Raw genomic sequence first — 16,201 nt, 5'->3', positions numbered from 1 at the left:
AGGAAAAACAACCATGAAAGCAGTATTTTTGTCATACAATCAAGCGCTGACCGACCGGGTGAACGCCATCCTCGAAGAGCAGGGCATCCGCGGCTTCACCAAATGGGCGCTGACCGAGGGCCGCGGATCGGTCGACGGCGAACCCCACTATGGCACCCACGCATGGCCCTCGATGAACGCTTCGATTCTGGCCATCGTCGACGACGAGAAGGTCGCCCCGCTGATGGACGCTTTCCGCGCATTGGACGCCGCGACCAAGATGCAGGGGTCGAGGGCGTTTGTCTGGAACATCGAGAGCGGATTCTGATTACGGTGATTGCGGCGCAGATGCCGCACATCGCTTCAACATGCAAACGGGACGTACCTTAAGTACGTCCCGTTTGTTTTTGGAGGGTGATCTTTTTAGCGTCCGGCATTTTCCGGCCGTTTGCTGAAAATCGCTTTGATCCGGTCCATATCGAATTTGGCCGAGCGGTCGTAGAAATAGATGCCGTTCTGCTCCTGTTCCACGTCTGTGAGCTGGGTGTAGCAATAGCCCCAGACCTGCCCCGACAGCTCGAGAAGAGCATCCACCTGTCCTTCGAGCCGGGTGTAGAACTCTTCGAGCGTGTGGGGCGCCTGTCCGTAACCCCACGACTCGGTCCGGGAGTCGCTGGCCTGCTTCTCCTGATCCTTCACCCACTTGATGCCGCCGAATTCGTCGAGCAGGTAGGGGCGCGAACCGTCGTACTGCGGCCAAGCGAAGTTCGCGGTCGCTTTCACATCGTTGAACCCGATGTTGCGCGTCTGATCCTTGGTGGTCCGCAGGCGGGGATGGAAGAACGTGCCCTCGTTGTAGATCTTCTCCTTCAGTTTGGCGGGGTCCTGCTCGTAGTTGTGGACGGCCCAGATGTCGGTCTTGACGACGGAACCGCCGCTGGCGGTGTTGACGGGACGCGTCGGGTCGAGATGCTTGGTCAGGTCGTAAACATCGGCGGCGAAGCGCGGGTACTGCGTGTTGTCGGGCCACCACTCCTCGTTCATCGGTGTCCAAGTCAGCAACGAGGGGTGGTTCCGGTCGCGGACCACACACTCGGCCCATTCGGTGAGAAAGTTGCGTGCCGTTTCCACATCGTTGGCGTCCATTCCCCAACTGGGGCTTTCGCCCCAGGTGATGTAGCCGAGCTTGTCGGCCCAGTAATAGTAACGCTCTTCGAAAACCTTCTGGTGCAGGCGTGCGCCGTTGAATCCGGCGGCCAGCCCCAGTTCGATGTCGCGGCGCAGGGCATCGTCCGACGGTGCAGTCCAGATGCCGTCGGGGTAGTAGCCCTGATCGAGCACCAACCGCTGGTAATAGGGTTCGTTGTTGAGGTATACTTTGTTGCCTTCGATATGGACCTTGCGCATTCCGGCGTAGGATTTTACTGCGTCGAGCACCTTCCCGTCGGGAGCGATCACCTCGTAGGTCAGATCGTAGAGGAACGGGGTTTCGGGACTCCAGAGTTTGGCCTTTTTGACCGGGATGACGACGACGCTGTTGTTCGACGCCCGGACCTGCTGTGTGCCGATGACCTTATTGCCGTCCCGAAGGGTTACCCGGAGCGAGTTCGGACTCTCCCGGAGGAACTGCGGGACGACGACCAACTGCTGCTGGTCGATGTCGGTCGTTACCTGAACGCTTGCGAGGGCTTCGGGCGCCACCGCCTCCATCCATACCGTTTGCCAGATGCCCGTCGTGCGGGTGTAGTCGCAACTGTGCGACGCGTATTGCAGTGATTGCTTTCCGGCAGTTTGCTTGCCGCTGCGCAGGTCGCTCGATGCGAGGACGACCAGACTGTGGCAGCCGCCCGGTTTCACGAATGCACTGATGTCGTAGGAGAACGACGAGCTGCCCCCGAAATGGCGGCCCACGAAACGGCCGTCGATGTACACTTCGGAGGTGTAATATACGGCTCCGAAGTTGAGCATTACCCGGCGTGCGGACCATGCGGAAGGAATCTCGACGGTCCGCTGGTACCAGATGCAGTTGATGAAGTCCGTGTGACCGACGCCCGAGAGCTTGCTTTCCGGGGCGAACGGTACGATGATTTTGCCGTCGAATCCCTTCGAGTCGGCATATCCGCGTTCCAGACCGCTTGCGCCGAAATCGAACGTGTAAGTCCATTCGCCGTTCAGGTTGATCCAGTCTGCCCGTTCGAATTGCGGACGGGGGTATTCCGGACGCGGGATCTGGGAAAACAGGCATGCCGCCTGCAGCAGGAGGAAGAGGGTGATGATTGTTCTTTTCATGGATGTTTTTCGTTGGTTTGAGTGTATGTCGGGGTTATTCCAGCACGATGTCGAACCGGTCGAACGGCTCCGTGCGGTGGGCCAGATGCCTTGTCGACGGGGAGATGCCGAACAGCGGGGAATAGGTCCTAACCCGGATGGTCTTTCCGTCGGGCAGGAATTCGAGGATGCGCAGCCAGCCGTCGCCGCCGTTGCCCTCCCAGCCTCCGCCGAGGGTCTGGACGTTGAACATCATCTGGTGAACCTTTCTGCCTGCGTCGTTGCGGTCGGCGCGGTAGGAGACGTTGTCGGCGAATTCGCCGTTGCCGTTGGCCGTATGGCCGCAGATCACCAGATCGATGTTGGCCGAAGGTTTGACCAGCTTCCGCCATATTTCGGCCCCGGCATTTCCGGGAGTGATGTCATAACGGTCTTCGGCGATATGGCGGGCCTCCTGACCAGCGGTCAGGTAACCATGGGTCATGAAGATCACCCGGTGGCCGGCATATTCCTTGCCGGCGATCAGCTTTCCGGCCCAGTCGAGCACCTCGTCGCGGGGATGGAATTCCGTTGTGACGATGAGCAGCCCGCCCCAGTTGGGGTCGCGGAACTCGAACGCTGCATTTTCGAGCGATGCCCGGTGGTTGCGGTTGGGGAAGGCGGCGACACAGCATCCGCGCCAGACGGAGTTGCGTTCGACCGGGAAGTAGTCGGGAAAGTTCGTGATGCCGTTTTCCGACCGCTTGTACCCGTAGTCGTGGTTGCCGCACGAGACGATGTACGGAACCCGGTCGTCGAGGCGTTCGAACGCCCGCGAACTGGCCTGCCACATCTCCCGGCTCGTTTGGTCGAGCATCCTGCGGTCGGGAACGGCGTTCTCGTTCTGCTCCACAAGATCACCCGTACACAGCACGGCCCGGATGTGCAGGTTGTCGACGTTGTCGGCGATCCATGCGGTGCAAAGTTCGAGGATCGGCTGGTTGACGGCATATTTGACATATCCCTGCGGATCGCCCAGCAGGATCATCGAGAAGGACTTGTCGTCCGACAGCGATTGTTGGTCGGCCCGGTGCTGCGCCCCTGCGAACAGCGGAAGCGCGCTGCAAAACAGCAGCAGCAGTATGTTCGGATGTCTCATCTGTGCCGATGGTATGAATGTTTTCAGAATACGGGCCGTTCGGCCGTGATCGACGGCGATGCGCCCTTCACTCGGGGCCAGCCGTCCTCCCACTCGACCCGGTCCAGCAGCAGGCGGCGTCCCGTGGGCTGCATCACCTCGTAGCCGTGGTACAGGATCCAGTCGTTCCCGGCTTTGTCCTGCACGATCTCCGAATCGTGGCCGACGCCGAAGAACGTGTCGTTCTTGGTGATGAAGATTTCGTGGGCATTGTCCATCATTCGCTCTCCGGCCTTGTTCATGTAGGGGCCCCAGAGCGACTCGGCGCGTCCCACGACTGCCGTGTAGGTGCTGTTCAGGCCGTCGCAGCACCGTCCGATGGATGCGAACAGGTAGTAATAGCCGTTCCGTTTGAGGATGTAGGTTCCTTCATAGGCCGTGCCTGCAATCTGTCTGGGCTGGCTGCCCTCCCTGACTTTCAGTCCGTCGTCGGTCAGCTCGACGCCGTAGATGCCGAAGAAGCTGCCGAAGAACATATATTTCCGGCCCTCGTCCTCTATGTAGCAGGGGTCGATCGAGTTGCGGACCCCGATGATGTTGCTCCGGAGCATGGCACCCATGTCGGTGAACGGACCCGAAGGTTGGTCGGAGACGGCGCACCCGATACCGCACGTTTCGTAGCCGCCCCATTCCGACAGGGCGTAGTACATGACGTACTGACCGTCGATGCGGTTGATACACGGCGCCCAAAGCGTGCCGCCGGGGAAGAACGAGGGACGTGTGGCGTCGGAAAAGGCCGTGCTCACGAGGTCCCAGTCCACGAGATTGGCGGAGCGGTAGATCGGGATGTTCTTCGGGCTTCCTTCGGTGCAGTAGAGGTAGAAATAGCCGTCTTCCTCGATCACCGTCGGGTCGGGCACATTGGCCCGGATGACGGGGTTGCTGTATTCGGTCGGGACAGGGTCTCTGCCGTTCTCGTCGTCCGAACCGCACTGTTGCAGCAAGGGTGCTGTCAGGGCAGTCAGGACCAGTATCCAGTGATTTTTGATTTTCATTTTTCGGTGGTTTTGTGGGCCCGGGAACCGGCAGCGAGTGCGGCCGACCTCCCGGACCCGTATTGATGATCGGTTTATTCTTCCCGGATGACGATCAGGATGTCATCCAATCCCTGCCGGTAGGTGATCTTTTCCTCCGAGGCACCAAGTTGCGGTCCGGCGATGAACTGTACGCGGGTTTCGGCCGTTGCGCCCGTTATCGTGAATTTCCGCTGCGACGCCTGTGTATCGTTCTGCCAGATGTAGCCGGGAGCATGGTCGGACGTCCCCGAGGAGTAGGGGTAGTTGTCGATTTCGAACTCGGTGTGGCTGAGCGTTCCCGGGCCGATCAGGGCGATTTGCATCACGTTCGGCACATCGACATGCTTGCCGTTCTGAATCGGGTCTTTCCGGCCGCTGTACGACGTGCTTCCGCCGTTCTCCACATAACCGCAGGCCTTGAACATCACTTCGACGGTCCGTTCGCCTTCGATGGCTTCGAGTTTCGGCGTGATCAGGTCCCCGGAGTAGTTCGTGATACCCATTTTCACGAATCCGTTGCGGCTGAACGACAGCGGTTCCTTGTTTCCCTTGGAGGTGGTCACCATCGTATAACCCCATCCCTGTGCGCGGTCGCCGTACTTGGCGATCCAGTTGTCGACGCGCTGTTCGCCCGAGGTGGTCCAGATATTGTCTGCGCCGGGAACCAGCAGCCAGTCGAAGGTTTCGTAGAGAATGACCTCCCGGATGGTCTTGTCGGTCCCGAACTGCTTGACGGGCAGCGCCGCCGCCAGCGTGGGGAACTTTTCGGAACTGATCGTTACCGTTCCCGAGCGGGGTAGCATTTCGGGATTGGCCGTTACTGTGATTGCGATTCCGCCGGCTGTCTTTTCGGCCGTGATCCAGTCGGCGGCGGGGTCGCCGGCGATTTCCCAGTCGTCGCTGCTGATATTCGCATTCACGGCGACGGTCGCCGTTTGGCCTTCGGTCGGGAACATCGCGAGCTGACCGGGTTCCAGCGTAAGGGAGAGGGCGTCCTGCCGGATGCCGATACGCTTGTTGACCTCCGGATGGGACGAGGAGGTGACCGCCAGCATGGCGCCGCGGCTGTTCAGGTTGTCGTTGGGGGCAGCGGCGATGACGATCGTGTTGTCGACGACCTTTGCGGTGAGCCACTCCCCGTACTCGAACCGGAAGGTCCAGTCGCCGACGTTGGTTTCCAATGCCACGGTCGTGGAACCGCCTGCAGCCGGCAGGGCGATGGTCTGCTGCGGATCGATGTTCAGAAAGGCGTCGTTCTCTTCGCTGCAGGAGACAAGGACTGCCGCGCACGCCGTCAGGGCGAGGCACATTCCGTATATTTTCTTGCTTGTTTTCATGTCGGGATGTTTTGGAATACTATTTCAGGACGGCGATCAGGACGTTGTCGAAGCCGATCCGGTTGGGGGAACTCACCGTTCCCAGCGTATTGCCGGCGAGGAACCGGATCTGCGTGTTCCGGGTGGCGCCGGTGACGACGAAACTGCGTTCGGCCAGTTCCGGGGCCAAATGGTCGTAATCGGGAACGTCGATCCAGTTGGGCATGTCGGCCGACGCGGGATTGTTGTAGTTGCCGATGTAGAACCGGGCTCCTTCCGGGGTCAGTTCGCCAGCACTCGCCTGCTTGCCGGAAGGCGTCGCCATCTGGCCGCCGATCTTCCGGATTTCGGTGATCTCGCCGTCGCCGACCACCGAAACGCAGAATGCGTTGTCGTCGGCCTTACCGTTCTTATCCATGAACGTGAAGCACTTGAACACCACCAAGATATCCCGGGACTCCTCGATGGATGACATCTTCGGTGTGATGAGGTCCGAGGTGAGCGCCGCACGCCCCATCTTCACATAACCGAGGCGCGTGTAATTTCCGCTGCCGTTGTTCGAAGCCTCCCAGCCGTGGCCTTGGGGCCAGTCCTTGAACTCGTATTGCACTTTGTCATCCCAGATATCGGCCGAGAAGGGCGTGCCGTTCTTGTCCTTCATCCAACTGAAATCTTCGGTGTAGATGACCGATTCGATGCTTTCGTCCGTGCCGGACTGAACGACCGGGATGGAGATGTTCAGCGCCGCGAAACGGTCCGAAACGACCGACAGGGAGGCCATGCGGGGGTAGGTGTCGGCATTGGGACCGGCTGTCAGGCCGATCGTGCCGGGAGTTTGGGCCGACGCCGTGAGCCAGTTGTTCCCGTCCGGGACGCTGACGCTCCATTCGCCCGTTTTCAGGTTGGTTTCCACGGTCAGCGAAATGCTCTCACCGCCCGGTTTGAGGTAGGGAACACGCTCGGGCGTGATCCGCAGATAGGTCCCTTCTTGGATGATCCGGATGCTCCGGTTCACCTCGGGATGGCTGGGCGACACGATCTTGAAGACAGCCTTGCGCTCCGTCACTGCGGAGTTGGCCTCGGCCGTGAGCGTGACGCCCTTGTCGGTAACCTTTCCGGTCAGCCAGTCGCCCTCCTCGAACCGGAACTCGTAATAGTCGAGGTTGGTGCTTACGGCGATGTCGAAGTCGCCGCCGTCGTTGGGAACGGTGACCGACTCTTCGGATTCGATGGTCAGGAAGGGATCGTCCTTGCCGCACGCCGTCAGGACGAGGAGTGCGAGAAGTAACAGTCCCGGTATTTTCAGAAACTTATGATGGTTGATTTTCATGACTTTGTCCGTTTGAATTGGGGCCGGTTTCCGCCGTGGGCGGAATCTCCGGGATTAATCGATCCAGTTCTCGTTCTGGGTCAGGTTTTTGTTCTTTTCCCTTTCGGCGGCGGGGATGGGCCATGTCCAGTTCTGGTCGCCCACCCACTTGTAAGTATAGGTGGTCGTACCCCAGATTTCGGTCAGGCCGTTCCCGGAACGGAATTTCTTCTCCTGCCAGGTCTTCCACCGCAGCTCGTCGAAATAGAGGTGTTCTTCGAACGGCAGCTCCCAGTAACGTTCGTTGCGGATGCGTTCCCGCATGTCGTCCTTGCCGGAGACGGTCGTGTAGGCGTTGGTGTTGAGCGGCTGCGCCCCGGCACGTTTGCGTACTTCGTTGACATAGGCGACTGCTTCGGAGGTTCGGTCCTGTTCGTTCAGCGCTTCCGCCAGATTCAGCAATACGTCGGCATAACGGATCAGCGGCAGGTCGATCGGCGAGTAGTTCTGATAGACGTGTTCACGGCCTTCGAAGACGAATTTGCGGATCAGGTAATAGAACTTCGCGTTGGTGTCGGTGCGCAGGTCATACGGGGCCGCGTTGTCCGAACCCCGGTAGGGCCAGCGCAGCGTGTAGGTGACGGCCGAGCCCGTTATGCCGCCTAGGAAGGTCGAGTAGGGTGTGATGACATTCATGCCCAGCCGCGGGTCGCGGTCGGCGTAGGCCTTGCGTATCCGCGCCTCGTTGCCCGACGGAAGGTATTTGCTCATGTCGGCCCCATAAGCGGTCATTGTGGCGATCTCCTTGTCGGTCATGTTGTCCCGGAGGAAGAACACGGAGCGCTGTTTGGGGGTCATCGAACTGTATCCCGGCAGGAAATCGTCCCAGTTGAAGGGCTTGCCGTCGGCACACTCGTAGGAGTCGACGAACCCCGGGTTGGCCAGGTAGTTGTTCCAGCCCGCACCTGCGGCGCCGCGGCTGCCGAACGCCCAACTGAACGGCGATCCGTAGCCGTTCTGCTCGATGAACTGCACCGAGAAGATCATCTCGTCGCAGCGCTCGTTCTCCTCCTTGAACAGCATCTTGTAGCTGTCCGCGGTGAAGAGCGAATAGGACATTTTCGTGATTGCCGTAAAATCATCCTCCGCCTCTTCGTATTTTCCCAGCCAGAGGTAGGTCTTTCCCCGCAGGGCATAGGCCGCGGCCTTTGTCACGCGCCCGTAGTCGCTGCTGCTGGACGCGTATTTGTCCGGCAGGTTGGGTTCGTCGATGCAATCCTTGAGGTCTGCGAGGACGATCTCCCAGACGGCCTCCTCCGTAGAGCGGCCCCGGTTGGCCTGCGAAGCCTCCACCGGTTCGAGGTAGACGGGCACGCCGTGCCACAGGATGTTCATGCGGTAGTAGTACCAGGCCCGGAGGAATTTGCATTCGGCGATGTACTGGGCCTTTTTAGAGTCGCTCATGTCGGGAACCTTGTGAATATTGGCGATGACGTCGTTGGCCCGGTGGATCGGTTCGTAGTATCGTTTCCAATAGACGAAGTAGTCGTTGCTCCGCGGGGTGGCGTTGCCGCGCAGCATCGGGAGGTTGCCGATCCAGTTGGCATCGTAATCCATGACGCTGGAACGGACGTCCCATGCCGGATAGTGGCGCCCGGAGGCGCTGTTGCCGTTCGAGGCGTAGTCCTCGCGCAGGCAGTTGTACACCCCGACTACGGCCTGTTCCGCCAGATTGGCCTTTTTCCAGATGTTCTCGGAACTTACGGCGTCGGTGGGAATCGTGTCCAGCAGTCCGGACTGGCATCCCTGCAGGATGCAGGCACAAGCCGTGAACAGTATGGCGTATGATTTCTTGATCTTCATTTTCCGTGTTTTTAAAAGGTGACGTTGACTCCGAGGGCGAACTGCCGCATCGTGACATAGCCCACTCCCGTCTGCATTTCGGGGTCCATGCCGCTGAATCCGGTGATCGTCCAGAGGTTTTCGCACGAGAGGAATACCCGGAGGCTTTGCATACGCAGTTTGCGCAGGATACCCGACGGGAAGGTGTAGCCGACGGTCAGGTTCTTCAGCTTCAGGTAGTCGCCCCGTTCGAGGTGAAGCGTGCTGATCTCTCCGTTCTGGGATGCGCCGCTGTTGCGGCTCAGGCGCGGATTTTTGGAGGTCAGGTTGGTCCTCGGATCGTTCGGGTTGGCGGGGTCGTAGAAATAGTGGTCGTCCGCGATGGCTTTGGGAATGGCGTAGCCGAAGATCGTCGCCGACGAATTCTGCCCCACCTCGTACCAGTAGATGCCGAATCCGGCGGCCCCGGCCCAGTTCATCGAGAGGTCGATGCCTTTCCACGAGACGTAGGCCTGCAGGCCGTAGTTGTATTTGGGCTGTGTCGAGAGGTTTTGGAAATCGTAGTCGTGACCGTTGCCGTAGACGCCGTCTCCGTTCAGGTCGGCGTAGATATAGTCGCCATACCAGATGTTGGCTGCCCCGATCGACTGGTTGGGATAGAACGAGTAGCCCGCATCCTTCATCGCCGAGAGCCACTGCATGTCCTTCGGCGTGCGGATCATGCCGTCCTTCGGGCCGCCGTTGACGTTTACCGATCCGTCGGAATGAAAGTAGGACTGGTCACCTTTGTAGGTCTCCAGCGTGTAGAATTCGTTGATCATTTTCCCTTCGATGACCCGGTTGGTCGTTCCGGTCGAAACATCTCCGATGTTGGTCTGGTAGACCCGGCTGCCTTCGCTGTCGGTAGTCCAGCCCCGCTGTAGTTCTCCTTTGTATTTTGACACCCGGTTGTGGTTGTAGGCGAAGTTGGCCTTGACGCCGTAGGTGAAATCGCCTTTCCGGTCGTTCCAGCCCGCCGACAGTTCGACGCCCCGGTTGACCACTTCGGCGATATTCTCATAGGGGGCGGTCTTGTTGCCCATGGCGGCGTAGATGGCAGGACGGTAGAGGATGCCGTCGGTTAGCTTGTGATAAATGTCGGCTTCGAATACGAGTCTGTTCCGGAGCGCTCCGATCTCCAGTCCGATGTTCGTGATGGCGGTCGATTCCCACTGCAGGAAACTGTTGGCCAGCGACGTCATCGCCAGTCCCGAATGGAGCGAGTTGCCCAGCGGGTAGTTCGCCGCGTCATAGGTGGACTGCCACTCGTAGTTGCCGATGCTGTTGTTTCCCAGCTTGCCCCACGAGGCGCGCAGCTTGAGGTTGTCCAGCGGAACGTTCTCCATGAACTGCTCCTGCGAAATCCGCCATCCGGCCGAGAACGAGGGGAACCAGCCCCAGCGGCTCTGCGGCGCGAACCGCGATGAGCCGTCCCAGCGCAGGTTCATCTCCAGCAGGTAGCGGGAGTCGTAGGCGTAGGTTACGCGCCCGAATACGGACCGCGACGAATATTCGGAATTGCCGCCGTAGATACCTTTCATTTCGGTGGCGGTCGACAGATCGGTGATCGTCTCGTCGATCAGCCCCGTTTTCTGGGCGTCCACGGTATAGGTCGAGGCCTTCATCTCCTCGTATCCGACCAGCGCGCCGATCTCATGCACGTCGTTCAGCGTTTTGTTCCATGTCAGCGTCTGTTCGAAGCGCCACCGTTTGTTACCCAAGGTGTAGAACATGGATGAGAGTTCCTCGGAAGGTTTCGGCGCAATGGCCATCTGCCCTTGGCTGAAGCTGTATTTCCCGACGCTCTTCGTATGGTAGAGGTCCTCGCGCCAGTAGCGGGTCCAGTCGAAATTGGCGTGGTAGACAAAATCCTTCAGGAAACGCACGTCGGCGAACATCGAGGTGTTGACCTGTGAATAGGTGTACGAACCGCCGGTGGATTCGATGTCCCACAGCGGGTTGTGCGACTGCGGGTCCTCCTCCTTCGGTTCGGGAGCCCCGTACATGCCGTCGTAGTAGGGATAGATACTCGGGACCATCTTCTTGAATCCCAGTCCGGTTAGCGTTCCCGAAGTCGAGTTGCGTTCCACGTCGTTCTGGTAACCGTAGGTCCTGTTGCCCACGGTCAGCCAGTCGGCGATGTTCACCGATATGTTCGACCGGATGTAGTATTTTTTCAGTCCCGAACCGGTAATCAGTCCCGGGTTGTCGAGGTAGGTGCCCGAGAAGTTGAAATTGGTCCTTTCGGTGGCACCCACAACCGAGACCGTGTGTTCCATCATCATCTTGTTCTTGAAGATCGCCTTGTACCAGTCGGTATTGGGGTAGGCGACCCGGTTCGGATAACCTTTGGGCGAGATGCCGTTGGGGTCCTTTTCCGCATTGCGCCACAAGGCGATGGTCTCGGCCGAGAAGATGTCGCCCTGCCCGACGTTGTTACTCGACTCGTTCATCAGTTCCATGTAGTTGGCCGAATTGCTGACCAGTTCGATGAGGTTGGAAGGCTGGTTGAATGAAAAGATACCGGAGTAGTTGACGTTGATCTTTCCCTTGGTTCCCGTTTTGGTGGTGATCAGGATGACGCCGTTGGCGCCCCGGTTGCCGTAGATGGCGCAGGATGCTGCGTCTTTCAGCACGGACACGGAGGCGATGTCGTTGGGGTTGATGTCGGTGAAGGTCTGCTCCATGCCATCGATCAGGATCAGCGGCGACGATGCGTTGAGGGTTCCCGTACCGCGGATCCTGAAACTCGCCACGTCGCCGTTGGGCTGGCCCGAACTCTGCATGACCTGCAGTCCGGCGCTCATGCCGGCAAGGGCCGTCGAAAGGTTGGTCAGCGGCCGGGAGGCGATCTCTTTCGAGACGTTGATCGTCGAGACGGCTCCCGTGAGATTGGCCTTTTTCTGGACGCCGTATCCGACCACCACCACCTCTTCCATGATCTTGGTGTCCTGAAGCATCTTCACGGCGATGTACGATCGGCCGTTTACGGGAATGTCCGTGGAGACGTACCCCAGAGCCGTGATGTGCAGCACGGCGCCTTTCGGGGCATCCAGCCGGAAGTTTCCTTCGCTGCCCGTACTGACGCCCCGGGTCGTGCCCTTGATCACGACGGCGGCCCCGACGACGGGTTCGCCCGTTTCGTCGGTCACCTTGCCTTCGACGGACCCGCTTTTGGGCGTGCCGGCAGCTTCTGCCTTCTTTTTGGGGGAGATGTGGATGATTTTCGCCCGGACCTCGTAGATTACGGGTTGCTGGGCCAGCACGATGTCCAGCACCTCGCCGATGCTTTTGTCGGTGACATGGATCGACACCGGCTTTCGGATGTCGAGATCTTGGGGCTGGTAGATGAACGAATAGCCGTAGCGGCTGCGCAGTTGTTCCAGGACGGACTCGACCGTCGCCTTTTCCATCGAAAGCGAGATCCGGGGTTCTTCCTGTTGGGCGGATGCGCGCCCGAACAGCAGCAGGACTGCGGCGAGCGTGGCCGCGAGCCATCTGAACGGAATCCCCGGCTTAACTTTCAAATGAGGATTTTTTTTCATACATTTGTAGTGATTTAGGTTATTATGAGACAGATTGATAGCTTATTTCAGGCCGGAGAGTGTGCGAGCTTTCCGGCTTTCTGTTTTATATCGTTTTATGTCATAGGCAGTTCCTCCCGTTTATTTGATTGTTATGACACCGGTTTCCTCGTCTTTGACGATCTGCATGCTGCCACTGTAATTGATGGCGCTGAGCATCTGTCCGAGCGATTCCCCGTTGACGAATGCGAGCGTGTAGCGGGCCTCCTGTAGTTTTTTGCCGAGGATGACGATCTTCACGTCGAAGACCCGTTCGAACTGCGCTGCGATCTCCGACAGGCTCTGGTCGTTGAAATAGAATCCGCCGTTGCGCCACGAGCAGTAGGCGTCCGTCGAAATGTGCGTTCGTTCGATGTCCCCGGAAGCCCTGTCGTAACGGACGACGTCGCCGGGACGCAGGGCTACGCCGTCCTCCTTTTGCGCCCGGTCCGTATACAGCAGGACCGAACCCTCCAGCAGGCTCACCGTCACGGCGTTCGCATTTTCATAGGAATTGAAGTTGAATTTGGTGCCCAGAACCTTGATGCTGACGTCGTTGGATTTGAGGATGAAAGGGCGCTTGCGGTCTTTCTCCACGTCGAAGAAGGCTTCGCCGGAGATGAAGACCTGACGGCTCCGGCGGCCGAATTCCGCGGGATAGATGATCTTCGATCCCGAGTTGAGCCAGACCATCGTGTTGTCCGGCAACCGGACGGAATCCTGCCGGCCGTTGGTAACTGCGAATTCGAGGTAGTCAGGGTCGGGGGCAGAGGAGCGGCTCCATAAGAAGATGCTGCAAATGAGCAGGGGAATAGCCAGTATGGCTGCGATGTTGCGGATGCGTCCGAAAAAGACCCGGAACGCCGGTTTTCCGGACGGATGCGGGAATCCTCCGACCGATCGTTCGAAATCGCGGAATGCTCTCCGGCTTTCGGCAGGCTGCATGTGTTCCGGAATCCTGTTCCAGTGCTCTTTCAGGGCTGCAGTCAATAGGGGATGGTCGCGGTTGACGGCGATCCATTGGCCTACGGCTTCGCGCTCCTTCCGGGGAAGTTCCTCGTTCAGGTACGCTTTTATTTTTTCCGGTGCGGGTATTTCCATGATCGGGTGCGTTTATAAAGTAGACGCACAGACCCGACCTCATACCCAATCGGAAAATAAAAAAAGTATGAACAGCGACACAATATCTTTCAGTGCAAACCGGATGTCGTTAAGCGCCAGTGATATATGTCTGTCGACGGTACGTTTGGACAGTTGCAGCCGTTCGGCGACCTCCCGGTTGGAGAGTTTCTCCTCCCGGCTCAGCCTGAAGACGAGTTTGCGCTGCGGAGGCATCTCCTCGACACACTTCTCGACGATGCGCTCCATCTGTTCCATATCGTAGGTGAGGGACAGCCTGTCGGAATGTTCCATACCGTCGAGCAGGGTGTACCGCTCGTATCGGGACCTGCTGCTCCGGCGCCGGAGCGAGTCGAAGGCTTCGTTACGGGCGATGGTGAACAGATAATTGTCCAGCGAATTTACCCGGGAAAGCTCCGTGCGGTTGATCCAGACTTTCATGAAGACATTTTGGGCGATGTCGCCGACAGCGTCGGGGTCGTAGAGAATCGATTTCACGAAACGGCACACCTTTGCGTGGTAACGGTCGAAGATATATTCATAGGCCGATGCGTCCCCGTCGGAAAGCCTTTTGAGAATATCTTTATCGGATGTGCTGGTCATGGTTCGGTTAGTGTGTGGCTAAATTAAGCATATTTTTCGTATCTTTGATGTCTGTAACGACATTTTTATTTTGTCGGAACCTTTTGCCGAATCGTCAGCGGTCCGGTTTTGAATCATCCGGCATTTTTGTATATTTATAGAATGAAACTCACTTTTCTGGGAACCGGGACCTCGCAGGGCGTACCTGTCATCGGCTGCCGCTGCAAGGTCTGCACGTCGGCGGACCGGCGCGACAGCCGTCTGCGCACTGCGGCGATGGTCGAGACGCACGGCGTAAGGCTGGTGATCGACGCCGGGCCCGATTTCCGTTACCAGATGCTCCGCACGGGCGTGCGGCACATCGATGCCATTCTTTTAACCCATGAACACAAGGACCATATCGGCGGGCTGGACGACGTCAGGGCCTTCAATTTCGTCGATTACCCGCCGACCGTCCATAAGGTCCGGATTTACGCCGCACCGCGGACGCTGGAGTGCGTGCGCAAGGATTTCGACTACGCCTTCGCGCAGGACAAATACCGCGGCGTCCCGGAGATCGAACTGCATGAGGTCGATGTTGCGCATCCCTTTACGGTCAAAGGCGTGGAGATCGTTCCGGTTTCGGGACACCACTCCGAACGTTTTCTGGTCACGGGCTTCCGCATCGGGCCGCTGGCCTACCTGACCGATTTCAAGACCATCGAGGATGCCGAGGTCGAGAAGCTCCGCGGCGTGGAGGTGCTGGTGGTCAATGCGCTGCGCTTTGCGGCCCATCCGTCGCATTTTAATCTTGAGGAGGCGCTGGCGCTGATCCGCCGTGTGGGGCCCCGCGAGGCGTATATCACGCACATGTCCCACGAGATCGGCCTGCATGCCGAGACCGGGAAGATGCTCCCGGCGGGGGTGCATCTGGCTTACGACACATTGGAAATCGAAATAAAGGAAACAGATGAAAACATTAGCAAATAAAGTCGTCATTATTACGGGCGCTTCGTCGGGTATCGGCGAGGCAATGGCGAAGGGGTACGCCGCGCAGGGCGCGAAAGTGGTGCTCGGGGCGCGCAGCGTCCAGAAATTGCAGTTGCTGGCGGGCGACATCCGCTCGAAAGGCGGTCAGGCGGCCTACTGCGGGGTGGACGTGACCGATCCTGCGGAGTGCAAGGAGCTGATCGACACTGCCGTCCGTGAGTTCGGGGGGATCGACGTGCTGATCTGCAACGCGGGTATCTCGATGCGCGCCATCTTCGACGACGTGGACCTCGGCGTGCTGCACAAACTGATGGACGTCAACTTCTGGGGCACGGTCAACTGCTGCAAATACGCGCTGCCGTATCTTCAGGCGTCGAAGGGCTCGATCGTCGGCATTTCGTCCGTCGCGGGGCTGCACGGACTGCCCGGACGCACGGGCTATTCGGCCTCGAAATACGCCATGACTGGATTTCTCGAGACGCTGCGTATCGAGAACCTCAAAAAGGGGTTGCATGTGATGATCGCCTGCCCGGGATTCACCGCCTCGAACGTCCGATTCTCGGCCCTCACGGCCGACGGATCGCAGCAGGGCGAGACCCCGCGCGACGAGGCCAAGATGATGACCGCCGACGAGGTGGCCCGCATCGTGGCGAAAGGCATCCTCAAACGCAAGCGCCTCTGCCTGATGGAGAACGAGGGACGTGCCACGCATTTCGTCAAGAAATTCGCCCCGGCGTTCCTCGACCGGATGTTCTACTTGGTGATGTCCAAGGAACCCGATTCACCGCTGAAATAGCCTGCGACGGTTATACTGTACGGGAGTCCCTGAGAAGAATCTCCTTTGAAAAAATGGGATAGACGCAATATGATGTAAACAGCTATAAATGCGCTGTTTACATCATATTGCGACCAAGGTAGTAATCGGGTTTCACCCCGCGAAAAAGCAAAGTTCGGAAATAGTTGCGTTACCAAATCGTTACCGCATCTATTTCCGAATAGCTTTTAATATAGTGCTGTTTTTC

The 16,201-nt window shown here is 58.6% G+C and carries 12 protein-coding genes; 3 read left to right on the top strand and 9 right to left on the bottom strand.

All coding sequences use genetic code 11. The annotated features are described in order from the left end of the window. The first annotated feature begins 13 nt into the window (after positions 1–13). A complete protein-coding gene (locus tag BN5935_RS14485; RefSeq protein WP_064976726.1) occupies positions 14–307 on the top strand; it encodes a PG0541 family transporter-associated protein in 294 nt (97 codons plus the stop codon). 95 nt (positions 308–402) lie between these two features. On the opposite strand, the gene BN5935_RS14480 is transcribed toward BN5935_RS14485, so the two are convergent. The 9 genes from BN5935_RS14480 to BN5935_RS14440 form a co-directional block, all read right to left on the bottom strand. Further along, a complete protein-coding gene (locus BN5935_RS14480) occupies positions 403–2,268 on the bottom strand; it encodes a glycoside hydrolase family 2 protein (protein ID WP_064976725.1) in 1,866 nt (621 codons plus the stop codon). A 34-nt stretch (positions 2,269–2,302) separates the two neighbouring features. After that, positions 2,303–3,385, bottom strand: a complete 1,083-nt coding sequence (locus BN5935_RS14475; protein WP_064976724.1) for a metallophosphoesterase — start codon at positions 3,383–3,385, stop codon at positions 2,303–2,305. 23 nt (positions 3,386–3,408) lie between these two features. Continuing rightward, the gene (locus tag BN5935_RS14470) at positions 3,409–4,419 is read right to left on the bottom strand and encodes a family 43 glycosylhydrolase (RefSeq protein ID WP_064976723.1); all 1,011 of its coding nucleotides are present in this window, start codon (positions 4,417–4,419) and stop codon (positions 3,409–3,411) included. 74 nt (positions 4,420–4,493) lie between these two features. After that, positions 4,494–5,777, bottom strand: a complete 1,284-nt coding sequence (locus BN5935_RS14465; protein WP_082944166.1) for a BACON domain-containing protein — start codon at positions 5,775–5,777, stop codon at positions 4,494–4,496. A 19-nt stretch (positions 5,778–5,796) separates the two neighbouring features. Beyond that, positions 5,797–7,086: a BACON domain-containing protein gene (locus tag BN5935_RS14460; RefSeq protein WP_064976721.1), complete on the bottom strand. Its 1,290-nt coding sequence runs from the start codon at positions 7,084–7,086 to the stop codon at positions 5,797–5,799. Between the two features lie 54 nt (positions 7,087–7,140). Further along, a complete protein-coding gene (locus BN5935_RS14455; RefSeq protein WP_064976720.1) occupies positions 7,141–8,928 on the bottom strand; it encodes a RagB/SusD family nutrient uptake outer membrane protein in 1,788 nt (595 codons plus the stop codon). A gap of 11 nt (positions 8,929–8,939) precedes the next feature. Next, the gene (locus BN5935_RS14450) at positions 8,940–12,491 is read right to left on the bottom strand and encodes a TonB-dependent receptor (RefSeq protein ID WP_235821126.1); all 3,552 of its coding nucleotides are present in this window, start codon (positions 12,489–12,491) and stop codon (positions 8,940–8,942) included. Positions 12,492–12,611: 120 nt separating this feature from the next. Next, positions 12,612–13,610 carry a FecR family protein gene (locus BN5935_RS14445; protein ID WP_064976719.1) on the bottom strand — a complete coding sequence of 333 codons (999 nt, stop codon included), beginning with the start codon at positions 13,608–13,610 and terminating at the stop codon, positions 12,612–12,614. A 39-nt stretch (positions 13,611–13,649) separates the two neighbouring features. Next, entirely contained in the window at positions 13,650–14,231 is a 582-nt protein-coding gene (locus BN5935_RS14440) for an RNA polymerase sigma-70 factor (protein ID WP_064976718.1), read from the bottom strand. Positions 14,232–14,372: 141 nt separating this feature from the next. Between BN5935_RS14440 and BN5935_RS14435 the strand changes: the two genes are divergently transcribed. Further along, complete coding sequence (locus BN5935_RS14435) at positions 14,373–15,179, top strand: MBL fold metallo-hydrolase (RefSeq protein WP_064976717.1); 807 nt, start codon at positions 14,373–14,375, stop codon at positions 15,177–15,179. Then, complete coding sequence (locus BN5935_RS14430; RefSeq protein ID WP_064976716.1) at positions 15,160–15,975, top strand: SDR family oxidoreductase; 816 nt, start codon at positions 15,160–15,162, stop codon at positions 15,973–15,975. The genes BN5935_RS14435 and BN5935_RS14430 overlap by 20 nt, the downstream gene beginning before the upstream one ends. Positions 15,976–16,201: the final 226 nt, after the last annotated feature.

Origin of the sequence: Alistipes provencensis, from assembly GCF_900083545.1 — a bacterium.
Lineage (GTDB): Bacteria > Bacteroidota > Bacteroidia > Bacteroidales > Rikenellaceae > Alistipes > Alistipes provencensis.
The sequence above is the reverse complement of the archived record's forward strand: the minus strand, read 5'-3'. Positions and strand labels throughout refer to the sequence as shown.